Source organism: Pseudomonas sp. GW821-FHT11D10 (assembly GCF_058808435.1).
Genome location: NZ_JBXARR010000003.1, coordinates 491,620 through 507,307, shown reverse-complemented (window position 1 = coordinate 507,307; position 15,688 = coordinate 491,620). Strand labels below are relative to the sequence as shown.

10 protein-coding genes and 1 tRNA gene (1 of these 11 cut by a window edge) are annotated in these 15,688 nt (G+C 59.2%); 3 read left to right on the top strand and 8 right to left on the bottom strand.

Annotated features, from left to right (window positions below):
• Window positions 1-64 precede the first annotated feature (64 nt).
• The 3 genes from AC1RT4_RS12560 to rimO all read right to left on the bottom strand — a co-directional run bounded on the left by AC1RT4_RS12560 (window position 65) and on the right by rimO (window position 2,781).
• The gene (locus AC1RT4_RS12560) at window positions 65-775 is read right to left on the bottom strand and encodes an rRNA pseudouridine synthase (protein ID WP_085605313.1); all 711 of its coding nucleotides are present in this window, start codon (window positions 773-775) and stop codon (window positions 65-67) included.
• Window positions 776-858: 83 nt separating this feature from the next.
• Window positions 859-1,332 carry a GNAT family N-acetyltransferase gene (locus tag AC1RT4_RS12555; RefSeq protein ID WP_041475157.1) on the bottom strand — a complete coding sequence of 158 codons (474 nt, stop codon included), beginning with the start codon at window positions 1,330-1,332 and terminating at the stop codon, window positions 859-861.
• A gap of 111 nt (window positions 1,333-1,443) precedes the next feature.
• On the bottom strand, window positions 1,444-2,781 hold the full coding sequence (gene rimO / locus AC1RT4_RS12550) for a 30S ribosomal protein S12 methylthiotransferase RimO (protein ID WP_007954955.1): 1,338 nt from the start codon (window positions 2,779-2,781) through the stop codon (window positions 1,444-1,446).
• 347 nt (window positions 2,782-3,128) lie between these two features.
• On the opposite strand from rimO, the gene AC1RT4_RS12545 reads away from it, so the two are divergent.
• The 3 genes from AC1RT4_RS12545 to AC1RT4_RS12535 all read left to right on the top strand — a co-directional run bounded on the left by AC1RT4_RS12545 (window position 3,129) and on the right by AC1RT4_RS12535 (window position 5,736).
• Window positions 3,129-4,970, top strand: coding sequence for a potassium transporter Kup (locus AC1RT4_RS12545; RefSeq protein WP_407681997.1), 1,842 nt, complete (start codon window positions 3,129-3,131; stop codon window positions 4,968-4,970).
• A gap of 176 nt (window positions 4,971-5,146) precedes the next feature.
• Window positions 5,147-5,437 (top strand): type II toxin-antitoxin system Phd/YefM family antitoxin, encoded by a 291-nt coding sequence (locus AC1RT4_RS12540; protein ID WP_493085515.1) that lies wholly within the window; start codon window positions 5,147-5,149, stop codon window positions 5,435-5,437.
• 11 nt (window positions 5,438-5,448) lie between these two features.
• The gene (locus tag AC1RT4_RS12535; RefSeq protein WP_007954964.1) at window positions 5,449-5,736 is read left to right on the top strand and encodes a type II toxin-antitoxin system RelE family toxin; all 288 of its coding nucleotides are present in this window, start codon (window positions 5,449-5,451) and stop codon (window positions 5,734-5,736) included.
• 65 nt (window positions 5,737-5,801) lie between these two features.
• Here AC1RT4_RS12535 and AC1RT4_RS12530 read toward each other — a convergent pair whose 3' ends face one another.
• The 5 genes from AC1RT4_RS12530 to AC1RT4_RS12510 form a co-directional block, all read right to left on the bottom strand.
• Complete coding sequence (locus AC1RT4_RS12530) at window positions 5,802-8,564, bottom strand: adenosine deaminase (RefSeq protein ID WP_493085514.1); 2,763 nt, start codon at window positions 8,562-8,564, stop codon at window positions 5,802-5,804.
• Window positions 8,506-11,268, bottom strand: coding sequence for a hypothetical protein (locus AC1RT4_RS12525; protein WP_493085513.1), 2,763 nt, complete (start codon window positions 11,266-11,268; stop codon window positions 8,506-8,508). The genes AC1RT4_RS12530 and AC1RT4_RS12525 overlap by 59 nt, the downstream gene beginning before the upstream one ends.
• 187 nt (window positions 11,269-11,455) lie before the next feature.
• On the bottom strand, window positions 11,456-12,748 hold the full coding sequence (locus AC1RT4_RS12520) for a virulence factor family protein (protein ID WP_493085512.1): 1,293 nt from the start codon (window positions 12,746-12,748) through the stop codon (window positions 11,456-11,458).
• Window positions 12,748-15,387 carry a bifunctional lysylphosphatidylglycerol flippase/synthetase MprF gene (mprF, locus tag AC1RT4_RS12515; protein WP_493085511.1) on the bottom strand — a complete coding sequence of 880 codons (2,640 nt, stop codon included), beginning with the start codon at window positions 15,385-15,387 and terminating at the stop codon, window positions 12,748-12,750. Before mprF ends, AC1RT4_RS12520 begins: the two co-directional genes overlap by 1 nt.
• Window positions 15,388-15,666: 279 nt before the next feature.
• A tRNA-Met gene (locus tag AC1RT4_RS12510) sits at window positions 15,667-15,688 on the bottom strand; it runs 155 nt beyond the window's last position.

Below are 15,688 nucleotides of genomic sequence, written 5' to 3'. Positions count from 1 at the left end.
CCTGATTGTTCGCTGTGGGCATCGCGCGGGCGCGATGCCGGAAATGTAGGGTGGCTTGCGAGCCTTAGAATTTCTCTTTGCCGGACAGGTAGCGCCATTGGCCGACCGGCACCTTGCCGATGGACACGCCGCCGATGCGGATGCGGCGGATGCCGATGACCTTCAGGCCGACCGCTTCGCAGAACTGGGCGATGATCCCCGGCTGCGGGTTCTTCATTGCGAAGCGCAGGCGGTTTTCGTTCTGCCAGCTGGCCTTGACCGGCGGCAGCTCCTTGCCCTTGTGGGTGAGGCCGTGCTGCAGGCGGTTGAGGCCGTGGGCAACCATGTCGCCTTCGACTTCGACCACGTATTCCTGCTCGATCTTGGCCGCGTCGGCGGTGAGCTTGCGCAACACCTTCCAGTCCTGGGTGAACACCAGCAGGCCGCTGGCCTTGGGTTGCAGGTCGGCGCTGGCGGTCAGGCGCAGGAAATGCCCGCGCAGCGGACGCTTGCCGTAGCGGTGTTCTTCGCTGAGGGTGTCGGCGTTGAGCGACTGCATGGCGCTGTCGACATCCATGCCCGCCGGCACGTTGAGCAGGATGGTCACCGGCTCCGGCGCGGTGGCCTTGGCGTCCTTGTCGAGCTCGACTTTCTGGTCGCCGACCTTGAACTGCGGCTCGTCGATGACTTCGCCGTCCACGGTGACCCAGCCGCCCTCGATGAACAGCTCGGCCTCCCGGCGGGAGCAACCGACCAGCTCGATGAGGCGTTTGGAGAGGCGAATCGGGTCAGTCATGACAGGGGCCGTAACAAAAAAGGGGTGGGCATTGTACCTGCCTGGGGCCGGTTAAGCCCGATTGCATTTGCGCCGTGTGGCTTTTAGCCGCGTACCGCGCGCTGCTCCGGTTGTTTCAGACGCATGTGCAACAGCGGATACGGCTGGCCCATGCCATCGACTTCCGAGCGGCCGATCACCTCGAACCCTTGCTTGAAGTAAAACCCCAGGGCCTGCGGGTTCTGTTCGTTGACGTCCAGTTCGTCGGCGTTCAGGTGTTCCATGGCGTACTTCAGCAGTTTCTTGCCAAGGCCCTGGCCGCGATGGGCCGGGTCGATGAACAGCATTTCGATCTTGCCCGCCGCCACCCCGGCAAACCCGGTGATGCGCTGGTGGCTGTCCCGGGTGCAGATCAGCATCACCGCATCGAGGTAGCGGGTCAGCACCAGATTCTTCAGCAGCTCGATGTAGGATTCCGGCAGGAAATCATGAGTCGCGCGGACCGAGGCCTCCCAGACCCGGGTCAGTTCCTGATAATCGCTGAGTTTCGGCGTGTGGATGACCGAGTGGTGACGCATGCCCGATAGCCTCTTTGTCATGGATGAGGGAGTCCTTCCCACCCCAAACTCTAGCCGTAAAAAAGCCCCGCATCTCGTAAAAGAGAGCGGGGCTTTCTGTATTTTTCGCGCTTAGATCTGTTCGGCCCAGAGGTCGTATTCGTCGGCGTCGGTCACCTTGCACCAGACCTTGTCGCCCGGCTTGAGGTTGCTGCCGTTGTCGATGAACACGTTGCCGTCGATTTCCGGGGCATCGAAGAAGCAGCGGCCGACCGCGCCTTGCTCGTCGACTTCGTCCACCAGCACTTCGATTTCACGGCCGATGCGCATTTGCAGGCGCGCCGAGCTGATGGCCTGCTGGTGCGCCATGAAGCGCTCCCAACGATCCTGCTTGACGTCGTCCGGAACGATGTCGAGGTTCAGGTCATTGGCCGGTGCGCCTTCGACCGGCGAGTACTGGAAGCAGCCGACGCGGTCGAGCTGGGCTTCGGTCAGCCAGTCCAGCAGGTACTGGAAGTCTTCTTCAGTTTCGCCAGGGAAGCCGACGATGAAGGTCGAACGGATGATCAGGTCCGGGCAGATTTCGCGCCAGTTCTTGATCCGCGCCAGGGTCTTGTCTTCGAACGCCGGGCGCTTCATCGACTTCAGGACTTTCGGGCTGGCGTGCTGGAACGGGATGTCCAGGTACGGCAGGATCTTGCCGGCGGCCATCAGCGGGATAAGTTCGTCGACGTGCGGGTACGGGTAAACGTAGTGCAGACGGACCCAGACGCCGAGGGTGCTCAGCGCTTCGCACAGTTCGGTCATGCGGGTCTTCACCGGCGCGCCGTTCCAGAAACCGGTGCGGTACTTGACGTCAACGCCGTAGGCGCTGGTGTCCTGGGAAATCACCAGCAGTTCTTTCACGCCGGATTTGACCAGACGCTGGGCTTCGTCGAGCACATCGCCCACCGGACGGCTGACCAGTTTGCCGCGCATCGACGGGATGATGCAGAAGCTGCAGCTGTGGTTGCAGCCTTCGGAAATCTTCAGGTACGCGTAGTGACGCGGGGTCAGCTTGATGCCTTGCGGCGGCACCAGGTCGATCAGCGGGTTGTGATCCTGCTTCGGCGGCACGACTTCGTGCACCGCGTTGACCACTTGCTCGTACTGCTGCGGACCGGTGACGGCCAGCACGCTCGGGTGCACGTCACGGATGTTGCCTTCTTCCACGCCCATGCAGCCGGTCACGATGACCTTGCCGTTTTCCTTGATCGCTTCGCCGATGACTTCCAGCGATTCGGCCTTGGCCGAGTCGATGAAGCCGCAGGTGTTGACCACGACCACGTCGGCGTCCTGATAGGTGGACACCACGTCATAGCCTTCCATGCGCAGCTGGGTCAGGATGCGCTCGGAGTCGACCAGTGCTTTCGGGCAACCCAGAGAAACGAAGCCAACCTTTGGATTGGCCGGCGCAGGAGTGGTGGACATGTCTAACCTCGGTGTTTTGTGACATCGATTACCTGATTCAGGAATCGACGGACGGGCGCTTGAACTGCGCCTCTGATCAAAAAGTGCGCAATTCTAGCGACGAGCAGCGCACTTGACCAGCTTTATGCAGGGAAATACGACGAGTGCTGCGCTATGCTTCGCGCCGTTGCGCTTTACTGAATTTTTACAGTCAAGAAAACGTCTGTTACAGGGCGTAAAAACGCGCATGCTGCACACAAAGCATAGTGCTTCATATAAGAAGCCGGTCTGGGAATCAGGAGTGTTGGATGGGTCAGGCAAGTAGTCACGCGGCGGGCGCCGAAGGTTCGGCCACCAAGCCGCTGAGCATGCTGGTCGCGGCGGTCGGGGTAGTTTACGGCGACATCGGCACGAGCCCGTTGTACACCCTCAAAGAAGTGTTTTCCGGCGCTTACGGTGTGCCCGTCAATCACGACGGAGTGCTCGGCATTCTGTCGCTGATTTTCTGGTCGCTGATCTGGGTCGTTTCAATCAAGTACATGATGTTCGTCCTGCGCGCCGACAACCAGGGCGAAGGCGGGATCATGGCACTCACCGCGCTGGCCCGTCGGGCGGCGGCGGGGCGCAAGCGGTTGCGCACGCTGCTGGTGGTCTGTGGACTGATCGGCGCGGCGCTGTTCTATGGCGACAGCATGATCACCCCGGCGATTTCCGTGCTCTCGGCCATTGAAGGTCTGGGCCTGGCCTTCGACGGCATCGACCACTGGGTCGTGCCGCTGTCGCTGGTGGTGCTGGTGGCGCTGTTTCTGATCCAGAAACACGGCACGGCGCGGATCGGCATTCTGTTCGGGCCGATCATGGTCACCTGGTTCCTGGTCCTCGGCGCCCTCGGCGTGTACGGCATCAGCCACACCCCGGAAGTGCTGCACGCGATGAACCCGGCGTGGGCGGTGCGGTTCTTTACCGTTCATCCGGGCATGGGCGTGGCGATCCTCGGCGCGGTGGTGCTGGCGCTGACCGGTGCCGAAGCGCTGTACGCCGACATGGGCCACTTCGGCCGCAAGCCGATTGCCCGTGCGTGGTTCCTGCTGGTGCTGCCGGCGTTGGTGCTCAACTACTTCGGTCAGGGCGCCTTGCTGCTGGACAACCCGGAAGCGGCGCGCAACCCGTTCTACCTGCTGGCGCCGAGCTGGGCGCTGATTCCGCTGGTCGGTCTGTCGACCCTGGCCACGGTGATCGCGTCCCAGGCGGTGATTTCCGGTGCGTTCTCCCTGACCCGTCAGGCGATCCAGCTCGGTTACATCCCGCGCATGTACATCCAGCACACCTCCAGCGACGAGCAGGGCCAGATCTACATCGGCGCCGTGAACTGGTCGCTGATGGTCGGCGTGGTGTTGCTGGTGATCGGTTTCGAATCCTCCGGCGCCCTGGCTTCGGCCTACGGCGTGGCCGTGACCGGCACCATGCTGATGACCACGATTCTGGTCTCGGCAGTGATGCTGCTGCTGTGGAAATGGCCACCGATTCTGGCGGTGCCGGTGCTGCTCGGCTTCCTGCTGGTGGACGGCCTGTACTTCGCCGCCAACGTGCCGAAGATCGTCCAGGGCGGTGCCTTCCCGGTGATCGCCGGTATCGCGCTGTTCGTGCTGATGACCACCTGGAAGCGCGGCAAGCAACTGCTGGTCGAGCGCCTCGACGAAGGCGCGCTGCCGCTGCCGATCTTCATCAGCAGCATCCGCGTACAACCACCGCACCGCGTGCAGGGCACCGCCGTGTTCCTCACCGCCCGTTCCGATGCGGTGCCGCACGCGCTGTTGCACAACCTGCTGCACAACCAGGTCTTGCATGAGCAAGTGGTGCTGCTGACCGTGGTCTACGAAGACATCCCGCGCGTCCCGCCATCGCGCCGCTTCGAAGTCGAAGCCCACGGCGAAGGCTTCTTCCGGGTGATCCTGCACTTCGGCTTCACCGACGAGCCGGACGTGCCGCAGGCACTGAAGCTGTGCCATCTGGATGACCTCGACTTCAGCCCGATGCGCACCACCTACTTCCTCAGCCGCGAAACGGTCATCGCTTCGAAACTCGAAGGCATGGCCCGTTGGCGTGAAGCGCTGTTTGCGTTCATGTTGAAGAATGCCAACGGGAACCTGCGGTTCTTCAATCTGCCGCTGAACCGGGTGATTGAGTTGGGGACGCAGGTGGAGATGTAAGCCCCGCTTCTAATGAAAAGCCCCCGTCGGCCTTAAAGGCTGGCGGGGGCTTTTTTGTGCGCGACCGATTTGTCAGTGCTTGGTCGGATAGTGGAAACAGCAAGTTGCACTATGTTTAATTCAGCACAATACTCTGTGCATTAACGTACGCATCAGCATGTGAGTGAGAGGTGATTATGACGGCATTATTAGAGCGTGCTGACCAGGCTATTTCCGTGACTGCCATGGTCAGGAGCTTCAGCGCGAAGCTCAAGGAGATTTCCAGTCGTGCCACTGAGCGTCTGGTCATCTTCAAGGACAATCAACCGGCAGCGGTCATCATCAACGTGCAGGCCTATCAGGAAATGCTGGATGAACTTGAGAACCTTCGCATCGAAGCGGCAGCGCGTGAGCGTCTGAGCAATTTTGATCAGACCAAGGCTGTCAGCCATGAGGATATGCGGGCAAGGTACACCCGGAAGGATTAAGGGAGCGCTGGATGGTTTGGGGAGTGATTTATCATCCGGAAGTCCAAGGAGATCTTGATCAATTGGGATCAGCAGCTGCCAACCGGATTCTGGATGTAATCGAGGAACGGATCATCCATGGCGAGCCGGACAAAAGTGGCAAGCCACTGAGAGCCAGTCTTGCGGGTTGCAGACGAATACGAACGGGCGACACGCGAATCGTTTATCGAGTCGATGGCCGGGCCATCCAGGTGTTGATCGTTGCGGTGGGTGCTCGACGTGACGAAGAGGTGTATGGCGCTGCTGAAAGGCGCCTCTGAACAATAAGCCCCCGTCAGCCTTGTGGCTGGCGGGGGCTTTGTTTTTTGCGTTTCGACCTGTAATTTCAGAAGCGGAATTGCTTGGCTTCCGCGCACATCCGCCGCAGCAATTCCTTGGCGCTTTCGGGCGACATCACGTGTGCGTGCAGCATGCGCGAAAGGTGCGCGTACTCCAGACGCAAACCCGTGGCAAAAATCCCCGGATCGTCCGAGCCGATAACCACGCTCACGGGGCCGTCTGCTGGATGTTTGCCCAAACCCAGCCAATTGCGAGCGTGGTGATCGTTGTAGCGCTTGTGAATGCTGATCCGCAGGTTGCTGCTCGGCAGGGTTTCAATAGCGATCGAACGCTCACGCAGCAAGCGCAACACCGCGTTTTGAATGGCCCGGATGACTTTGGGGCGCAATACATCGTTTTCCCGTGAAACGACCACGTCCTCGCGTGCGGCCTTCAACTCTTCGCTGCTCGCGTCGATGCCGTGCCGGCGCAGGAAGTGCGTGAGTGCTCTGGCCTTGCCTTGACGGGCGTTGGCAAAGCAGCGGGCTTCGAAGCGGCGATTTGGGTCCACATCGTCCACGCTCACGTTTTGCGCCAACGGATCGAGGGAGCGCAGTTTCCACGACTCGGCAAGGAGGTCAGAGGTGATGCGCGGATCGTTCCAGATCTTCATCGACAGGCGCTGGATTTCCGCTTCAATCAACGGCAGGCTGTCAATATGGGTGCGGGTCGACAGCAGCATTTCTCTGGCGAATACCAGGTCGTCCAGACGCTCTTCGGCCGGCATGACCACGTAGCCGCTGACTGCCTGCCACCACGCTTTAGGATCCAGTCCGGAAGCTGTGCCATGGCCAATCCGGCAGCCCGCATCGAAGTCGAGAAAGACCACCGCCTCATGGATTGCGCGTATTCCGGAGACAATGTGCCCGAAGTCTTCACCAGCGTGATAGGTAAAACGGCGGATCCCGGCGTGACGCATGCGCCGAAATACCGGGGCGAACACTTCGGGGCCGGCGTGCCGTTCATTGCTGGCGGCATCGATGCCGCGAATCAGCGTTTCGAGTCCGGGGGTGCGCTGGATCAGCGCGACCAGTGCTCGTGCACGTTGATCGGATTCGCGACGGACTTTCGCGTCCCGGCAAATCGCGCGCAGTTTGTCCCCGGTGAAGAAGCTTTCGCGCTCTTTCTTGTCACTCTGCTTGACGAAGTGCGGCACCAGTCCCAGGCGTAAGCGTCGGGACGAGCTGGGAATGTGGCTGGTACCGGGTTGCTCTGGCGAAATGCCAGGCCATTGATCATCGCCTTTTTCCAGCCGACGGACCCGGCTCAGCAAGTCCGACAGAGAGCGATACTCGCGTGCTTCGCGCATCACCCCGGCTGGTCGCGCCACCCCTTCGCCAAGAAACTCCAGATAACCGCGCAAGATCAAACCGAGCAATTTTGCACTGTCATCGGGTGTCATTTTCGGGGTGAACCGACCTTCCAGGAAGTCCACGCCTTTTTGCTGTCCGCGCTCGATCTGGCGGAACCGCTCGGCGTAGTCCTTTTCTGTCGCTTCGCGCAACTCGTTGAGGGTGATGCTTTGAAACTGATCGAAGCCTTTCTGATCTGCTTGCTGAATCAGCAAGCGACAGAACTGCGCGCGTAGCAGGGCGTAGTGCCAGAAGAGCAGGCCGCTGGTGTGATCCATGCGGTTCTGATCGAAACCTTTGAACAGCGCGATCAGTTGCCAGGCTTCCTTGACCACTTTGGGCGTGCGCGAAGAAAGCCGTTGCATACAGTGTTCCTGGGCGCGGCGATAGGCGGCGACTGGCGGCTCGGCAAACGTCGGCTCGGCCCTGGACGTCGCGCGGTTCAACAGGCGTGCCTTGAGCGCGGCGGCTGCTTGGGTCCGCAGCATCAGTCGTTCCGGCGAAAGATCCGGGTCTTCTTGTTGCAGCAGGCGTTTCACACCGTTGCCGATCGCGACCCTGATGCCGATGTCTTGTTTGATGGTCTTGGCCGTCAGGCCGCCGACCACCTGGTCCGGCCGCTCCAGCGCATCGAACCAGACCTTTTCCGCCTCGGTGGTGCCGTTGAGGTGCATATGCGTTTCGTCCAGCCCCTCAGTCCGGCACAGGTGATCGAGAAACGGATCATCGTCTACCGGCAAAGTGGAATCGCACAGCCACGCATTAATCCGGACCACCGCGCGCTGCAACTCATCAGCTGACGGCGTGACGTCGGACAAGTCCAGGCGCTGCGCCATCCAGGCTGATGTGATCAGCAGCGGCGGAACCACCAATACGAGATCCTGCCACGCCTCCAAAAGCCGGGTACGCACCCGGATTGAGCCGTCGTTTCCCTCGCACAGGAACATGTCGCCGAGGCACCCCAACAGTTCCGGCAGATTGCCATTCAGATCATCGTCCGTGCCTTTCTGCGGTTTTTGCGGGCGGCCCAGGCACAAGCTGCCTGGATACTGATCGGGCACTACGGCGCGGCCGTTGATCCGCTTCAAGATCCGCGCAATCCGGTTTTCTACCCCTTCATCCGTCAGCCCAGGATGCAGTCGGCGCATTTCCAGGAAACGTCCGGTGCTGTGCGCATCGTTGAGGATGGCCTGTTGCTGCGGAGTGAAATGCCTGGCTACCTCGACCTTGGCGGGCGCTGATTGCGCCATGCGCTCGAAGGCGCGCAACAAATCGAGGTTGCCCAGCACGCATTTGGCGTAGTCCACCAACTCGCGAGCCTCAAACAGCTCGTTGGCGAGGGGCGAGGACTGCTCGGATTTATTTAGTGACATTGCGTGGCACGACGTTGAGGACATCGTAGAAGCCGTCCAGCTCAACTGAACGCTGATTGGCGGACTGAACAATGGGGCCTATTTTGATCCGGATGGTTGGCGGTTTCAGCCAGTTATCGAAGTTAGAAGAAGCTTTGATGTTCTTCGCTGTCTGACCGTCTCTCCAGTTTTTCAATGCTTCGAGTGCGGTAGTTCTCAGTGGGTTTGTAGCCCAGAATTCATGATTGTCATCATCGTAAGGGTTCAGGAAAGCCCATACCAACGGGCAAGAAAGGACAATGATTGCCAAAGGATGAAGGGAGACGTCCGTTCTAGTTCCTTGGATACGGCCGAGTGCCTCGCGCAGCGGTCGATCTGAAACTTTCGGGCTTTCCTTACGTCCCGGCAAGCCCGAAGTCAGTACGAGGATGCCGTGCAGGATGTTGGTGATTTGCCGATGCAGAATCTGTCCACTTTTCCAGGACGATGTGACCTTTTCATCCAGGTCCATCAGGTCATCATGGATACGTGAAGCAATGCTACCCAGCAGCGCTGGAGAAACTGCAGCGTTCAGGCGTTCGTCACATGCAAAGACGTGCCACTCTTCAAGATTCTTCATGAATTTGTCGAAATGTTTATCGTCTTGAATGGCTGTAGCGCTCTCCTCTTCCTTTGGTTCCTCATCGCCCTGTTCGTCGACTGCTTCGGTGGAGAGGCTGAGTTCATCCTGTGTTTTTTCGCGTTTGAATGGAGGAATGGTGGCGGATACTGCGTGGGAAGTCAGGTCACCAATTTCGTTGGACATCAACAGATCACCAATCACGGCGAAAAGTGATAGTGCTGACAACGACCTGAACATTTCACCACGCGCGCTGAACCGCTTGTAGACGATCAGTCTGAGAACTTCGCTAAATTTTCCACTTCGCTCCTGAATTAGATCGTCGATGGAAAACCAGCTTACACTTTGTCGGATTTGCAGATCACCATATTCGGCATTGTTCAGGTGATAAACCCAATTTGCGGTAGTAATGTCTAGATCTGAGCCGTTAAGTTCATTGAGGTCCGACATAGTCGGACGCTCGCCACTTTTTACTGGATCGGTTAGACCATACACACGAAGTAGACTTTCTTTTTGAGTCAACTTGTGGGTTAAGCCAACTGAGCCAAAAGAGCTGCCGGGTATTTTGCCGATTTCTTGACGACGAGATCTGTCTATAGTGCCAATGCGTGCAGCTATTTCGGGCAGTGAGGGAGATGAGTTTGTCCAGAGAAAGCGGAATACGGATGATCGGATATCTCTTTCCACGTTTTCCGGACGTCGCATCATCGTAATGGGCAGTGCCAAAGCGAAGAGTGCTCTGAGAGGACCTCCATTGTGCGACTCAATCCCCTGGGCAAGTGACAGCGCCAGACAGTGCAGTACGACAGCTCTGACCGGATCAACCGGTACACCGAACTCCAGCAAATCGGGAGCATCATCCTGATTAATGAGCCAATCAAAAGCAGATCTCAAAGCGTAATCGAAGTTGCCTCGTTCAATGAGATCGGTCGGAACTTGGCTAGTTCTTAACCGGGTCTCGAATACTTTCAATATCATTTGACGACAGGATTTCTTGTCATCCTGATTGAGTGCTTGCAAATAGCCAATGACTAGGCGCAGGTGTTCCATGGATACGAAATCGAAGAACGACTGTGACTGCCCTTCTTTATCGAGCAATAGCTTTCGGATCTGTTCGTTAGCCCACTGAGCCAGGTCTTGTCCGCTCTCCTCCTTCACGCTGGTCTTAACCGAGACTCCTGAACGTTGCATGATGCCGCCCAGTGGCAACATTGGAATTCGGTTCTGCGGTGGAACTATTTTCAGAAGATACTGTTCTTCCAGCTCTAGCACCGCATGACTGAGATTGTGTTTATCTTTTCCAATAATATTGGGGTCGTATTTCAGGACTTGCTCGCCGAATGTGCTGTAGATGTTTCGTCGCAGTAGTCTGCCATAGAGATCCAAGTCACCGGAAAGCAACAGAACAAGGCGTGGGGATGTGAGGTATTTTCGGATGGTCTCGAGAATCGTGTGACCGTGGTTGAAGTTGGTGTCGACGTCATCAAAGGCAAGCACAAATGCTTTTTTGTGGTTGAGCAGACTCAATGCAGTTTCAAGGTAAACGCCAAATTTTAGCTCGAACGAACGACCTTTCTTCGCTTTGTGCAAGCCACGGCTCATGACCCAAGTGGCTTCTTCCCATTCATTACCGTACGCTGAATTGGGACCGATTCCATCCAGTAGACCCAAACCCTCTGCCAAAGCTTGGCGTGCCTCCTCCAACTTGCCTCTTTCGTCTTTTACATCCGCAATGGCGGCCTCAATCATCGAGAGAATGACAATGATGATGTTTTCTTTCGTTTCTACCAGTGTTGGGTCAATCATCGGAAGAACGTGAAGCTGATTCGCTACCTTTGCAATATCTGCTTCGTCTGGTTTGTCCAGTTTTTGGGGGGTGTTAAGTCGGTGTAGTGCATTCAGAAGAAAAGTGGTCTTGCCACTACCGCGTCCACCCTGAATGAGCATCGCATTGTGTGTGCGTGAGTAGCTCAGTGAGGTTTCTTTAACTTTCGCGTAATTGTCTTCGCTATAGTCGGAAATGCCGTTTACCTGTTCGACGATCAATGAATCGAGTCGCTTGAGAGCGTCACGTTGCAGAATGTCGTTACGTTCGTCGAACTTTCCAGTCCCACTGCTTGAGAGGTTGATGATTAGTGGCGGCTGGCTCATCGGCGGTATCCCTTCCTGAAAAATAAAGGGAGTTTACTTGGAGAAATTGATGATGGCGAGATAATGGCGTTTTTCGCGATGTCTCATTCAAGATCAGCAGGTTCTTCCTCTGTATAGCAAGACAATCACCACAAAAAAGCCCCCGCAACTGCGAAGTCGCGGGGGCTTTTTTGTATGGCGCTTCAGATCACTCTGTCTGCTGATCCTTGCTCTGACGTTTCTCGATCAAGTCCACCAAGCGCTTGGCCAGCGCCGGGTAGTTCTCGTCGAAGTGGTGGCCGCCAGGCAGTTTCACCGCTTCGCCCACCGCGGTCTTGTCGGTGCAGCCGCTTTCATCCGTCTCTTCTTCACCGTAGATGCACACGACCTTGGCCGGTGGCAGCTTGGCCATTTCCGGGCCGGTGGCGGCTTCTTTGCCGGCGTTGCCGAGCCAGCCTTCGACTTCGATTTCGAAGCTGCCGGTGCGGGCGAAGGCCAGCAGGATGATTGCGTCGACGCGTTGCTGCTCGGTTTCCGGCAGGCGGTTGTAGATGGCCGGGAGGACGTCGGCGCCGAACGAGTAGCCGGTCAGGATGAAGCGTTTGGTGCCCCATTTCTGGCGGTAGTGCTGCATCAGTTCGGTCAGGTCGAGGGCGCTCTGTTCCGGGCTCTTGTGCTGCCAGTAGTAGCGCAGGGTGTCGATGCCGACGACCGGGTAGCCGATCTTGGCCATTTCACCGGCCACGTCGCGGTCGAGGTCGCGCCAGCCGCCGTCACCGGACAGGAACAGGGTAACGGTGTCCTTGGCCTGGCCGGCCGGGACTTCCACCACTGGAATCTGCAGGCCGCCGTTGGCCTTGTCGCCGCCGACGAGGATCTTGCGCAGTTCGTTGTTCAGCACTTGCGGCAGGTTGATGTCGTAGTCGCTGATGCTGGTTTCGGCGTTCGGTTGATCGCGCACGAAACCGGCGCTGGTGTCGTCCGGGTTGTCGTTCCACGCCACCAGCCAGTGGCCGTGGGCGGCGGATTTCGGCAGCAGGTGGGTGCAGCCGGGTTTTTCCAGGGCCAGATCCACCGATACGGCTTGAGCCTTGTCGTCTTTCTGCTCGGACAGCCAGCGCCATGCCAGCACGGCGCCGGGGCCGATGCCGCTGACCAGCGTCGCGGGGCCGTTCAGTTCGCGCAGGCCGGCTTGCAGGGCGCGGCTTTGCAGCAGGCAGTCCTTGGGCAGAATCACCTGAACGATCTGCGCCGAGGCGCTGCGGCTCAGGGTGCTCAGTTGCTTGTCGCTGAGTTTCTGGTCGTCGTTGACCGCCACCAGCACCTGAGCCTTGGGCTTGGTGCCGGGGATGACCCGGGTCATGGCGGCGCCATCGGCCGGAGTGAGCTGTTCGAGGGTCGGTTCCGGTGCCGGGCGTTTGAGGTACCAGAAACCGCCACCGGCAATCGCGGCCAGCACCAGCAGTGCGACCAGGATGTACTTCAGGGAGCGTTGAATCATCAGCGTTTCACCAATCCAGTCAAGCCGCCCGCGATCAGGGCAGCAGTGTCGGCCAGCGCCACCAGCGGATCGAGTCCGGCTGGCACGGCCATATAACGGGGTTCCCAGTCAGGCTGGAACTTGTCTTTGAAGCGGCGCAAGCCTTGGAAGTTGTACAGCTGCTCACCACGGCGGAAAACCATCGAGCCCAGACGCTGGGTCAGCGGTGCCCCGCGCCGGGGTTGCAACCCCGACAGCGGCACCATGCCCAGGCTGAAGCGCGCGTATCCGTGACTCTTATAGTGTTGAATCAGACCGACCATCATGAATTCCATGGTCAGCTTGGGGGCGTCCGGGTGCGCGCGCATCAGGTCGAGACTGGCCAGGTCATGGCTGTAGGTCTCGAGCAGGTTGGCGAACGCCACCGGGCGACCTTCGAAGCGAATCACCGCGATGCGGAAATGCTTCAGGTAATCGTCGCTGAAACGGCCGAGGGAGAAGCCTTTCTCGCGCACGTTCTTGCCGGTCAGCCAGGCATCGGAAATCACCTTGAGCTCATCCATCGGCGCCTGGCCCGGCTCATGGATCTCCAGCGACAGGCCGTCACGGGTGCCACGGTTCCAGGTGTAGCGCAGGTCCTTCATCTCCTTGCCCTTGGCTTCCAGGTCAAAGCGATGCAGATCGACCCGGGCTTCCTCGCCCAGCTTGATCGCGGTCAGGCCGATGTCCATGTAATACGGCAGGTTCTCGGCGCGCACCTGATAGAACACGGGGCGGGCGTGATGGATGTCGCACAGGTCGCGGAACTGCCAGATCATCTCGGCCCGTTGCTGGCCGGGGCCGATCGGGTCGTACAGGGCCACCAGACTGCGGCCACGGCGGGCGTACATCAGGAAGGCTTCGTCGTTGGGATGAAACAGCAGCGCCTTGTCGCCGGTCAGGGCCAGGCCGCCGTCCGGTTGTGACGAAGCCATCAGAATCTTCGAGGCGCGTTCCAGCTCATCGGGTGTTGGCAGATGGATCACCGGGCGAGCGGTGCGCAGCAGCCAGGTCAGGGCGATCACCAGCAGCAACACGGCGGCGCCGAGCAGCGAGCGCAGACCGCGCGGGGCGTCGGCGTCGAGGGTGAACTGCCACCACAGTTGATGGCTGTACGGAACGTCCTGATACGCGAACAGCAAAAGCCAGGTCGATGCACCGAGTACGCACAGGCTGGCCACCAGATACAGCGGCGAGAACGGCAGTTCGGTCAGGCGGCTCGGGCGGTAGAACGAACGACGGAACACCCCCAGCAGCGCGGCGGTGAGGGTCATCAGGGTCGCTTCTTCCCAGTCGAAACCCTTGAGCAGCGAGAGCAGGGCGCCCACCAGCAGCAGAATGGTGGTCAGCATCCACGCCGCCGACAACCGGCGACGCAGGCCCTGAGCGAGCATCAGACACAGCACACCGATCAGGCTGGCGCCAAAGTGCGAGGCGTCGACCAGACGGTGAGGAATCAGAAAACCGATGTGTTCCAGCCGGGTGTCGATCTCTGGCGTCGCGCCGGAAAACAGCAGCACCACGCCGGACAGGAACACCAGCACCGCGAGAATCGGCGCCGCCAGACCGGAAGCCGCACGCATGGTCTGCGACTGAAACAGGCGCTGGCCTTCGTTGAGCAGCAACAGCACGCAGGCCACCAGCAACGGCAGCACTACATAGATCAGGCGATAAAGAAGCAGGGCGGCAGCCAATGGAGCGGCGCCGAGCTTGTCGGCGAACGCCGCGAGCAGAATCGCTTCGAAGACACCCACACCACCCGGAACATGACTGAGTACGCCAGCAGCCAGCGCCAGCAGATACACCAGCAGGAATGCACCGAAGGGCGGCGCTTCCGGCAGCAGCAGATAAAGGACGGTCGCAGCGGCAGCCACGTCGAGGGCGGTGATGACCAGTTGCAGGAACGTCAGGCGGCGACCCGGCAGGCGCAGGGTGCGACGACCGGCCCGAACCAGCAGGTTGTCCGGATAAGGTTGTTCCGGCAGGCGACGGTGATAGATGCCAATGGCCAGGATCGCGCCGAGCAGCAGCACCACGCCGGCAATCGTCCCTAACAAGGTTTCGGACAGCCCCAGTGCCTGCGACGCAGCAGGCAGGTTGCTCAAGGTCGCAAGCGCAGCCAGTGGCGGCAGGGCGCAGCCCAGCGACAGGCTGGCGAAAAGGGTCATGTGCGCGACTTCGGAGGCGCCCAGGCCATGTCGTGCATATAAACGGTAACGCACCGAGCCGCCGGACAGCATCGACAGGCCGATGGCGTTGCCGATGGCAAATGCGGTGAAGCCACCCAGCGCCAGAGTTTTCGGTGCCAGCGTCACACGGGCATAACGACTGGCCGACCATTCATAGCCGAGCAGAATGATGAAGCCGACGACCGTCGCACCGAGAGCGCCGAGCAGGGCCGGTTTCGGCACGTCGAGAATCGAGTCGTGCAGGGCGTCGAGATCGAGTTCGCTAAGCAGATGGCGACAGGCAATCAGTGCGATGGCGAACAGCAGCAAAGTGACCGCCAGACCGATCGGTTGCCGGTATTTGCTGATCCGATCCAGCAGGCGCAGACGCTCAGGCTTGATCGGTGGGTTCGCTGTGACGGTGTCTTGTGAATCAGACGAGTTGGCGCGCATCAATCACCTCTTGGATTGTGCGCGACAGGATGGAGGTATCCAGCCAAGTTACCAATCCCTGTAGAAAAAAATAATCACAAAATACTACGCCTCTCACCGGGTATCGGCGAGGGCAGCTCCTGGATTGCAGAAGCCCTGCCCGCGACTCAAGCATAGTCGCAACTTGGCGGGTCTGAAGATCCTGAACGGTTCACTGCACAGTGACAGATCATTGTTGCGAAAGGACTTTTTCCACAGATACAAAAAAGGCCACTCTTTCGAGTAGCCTTTTTTGATGTTTGGTTGCGGGAGCCGGATTTGA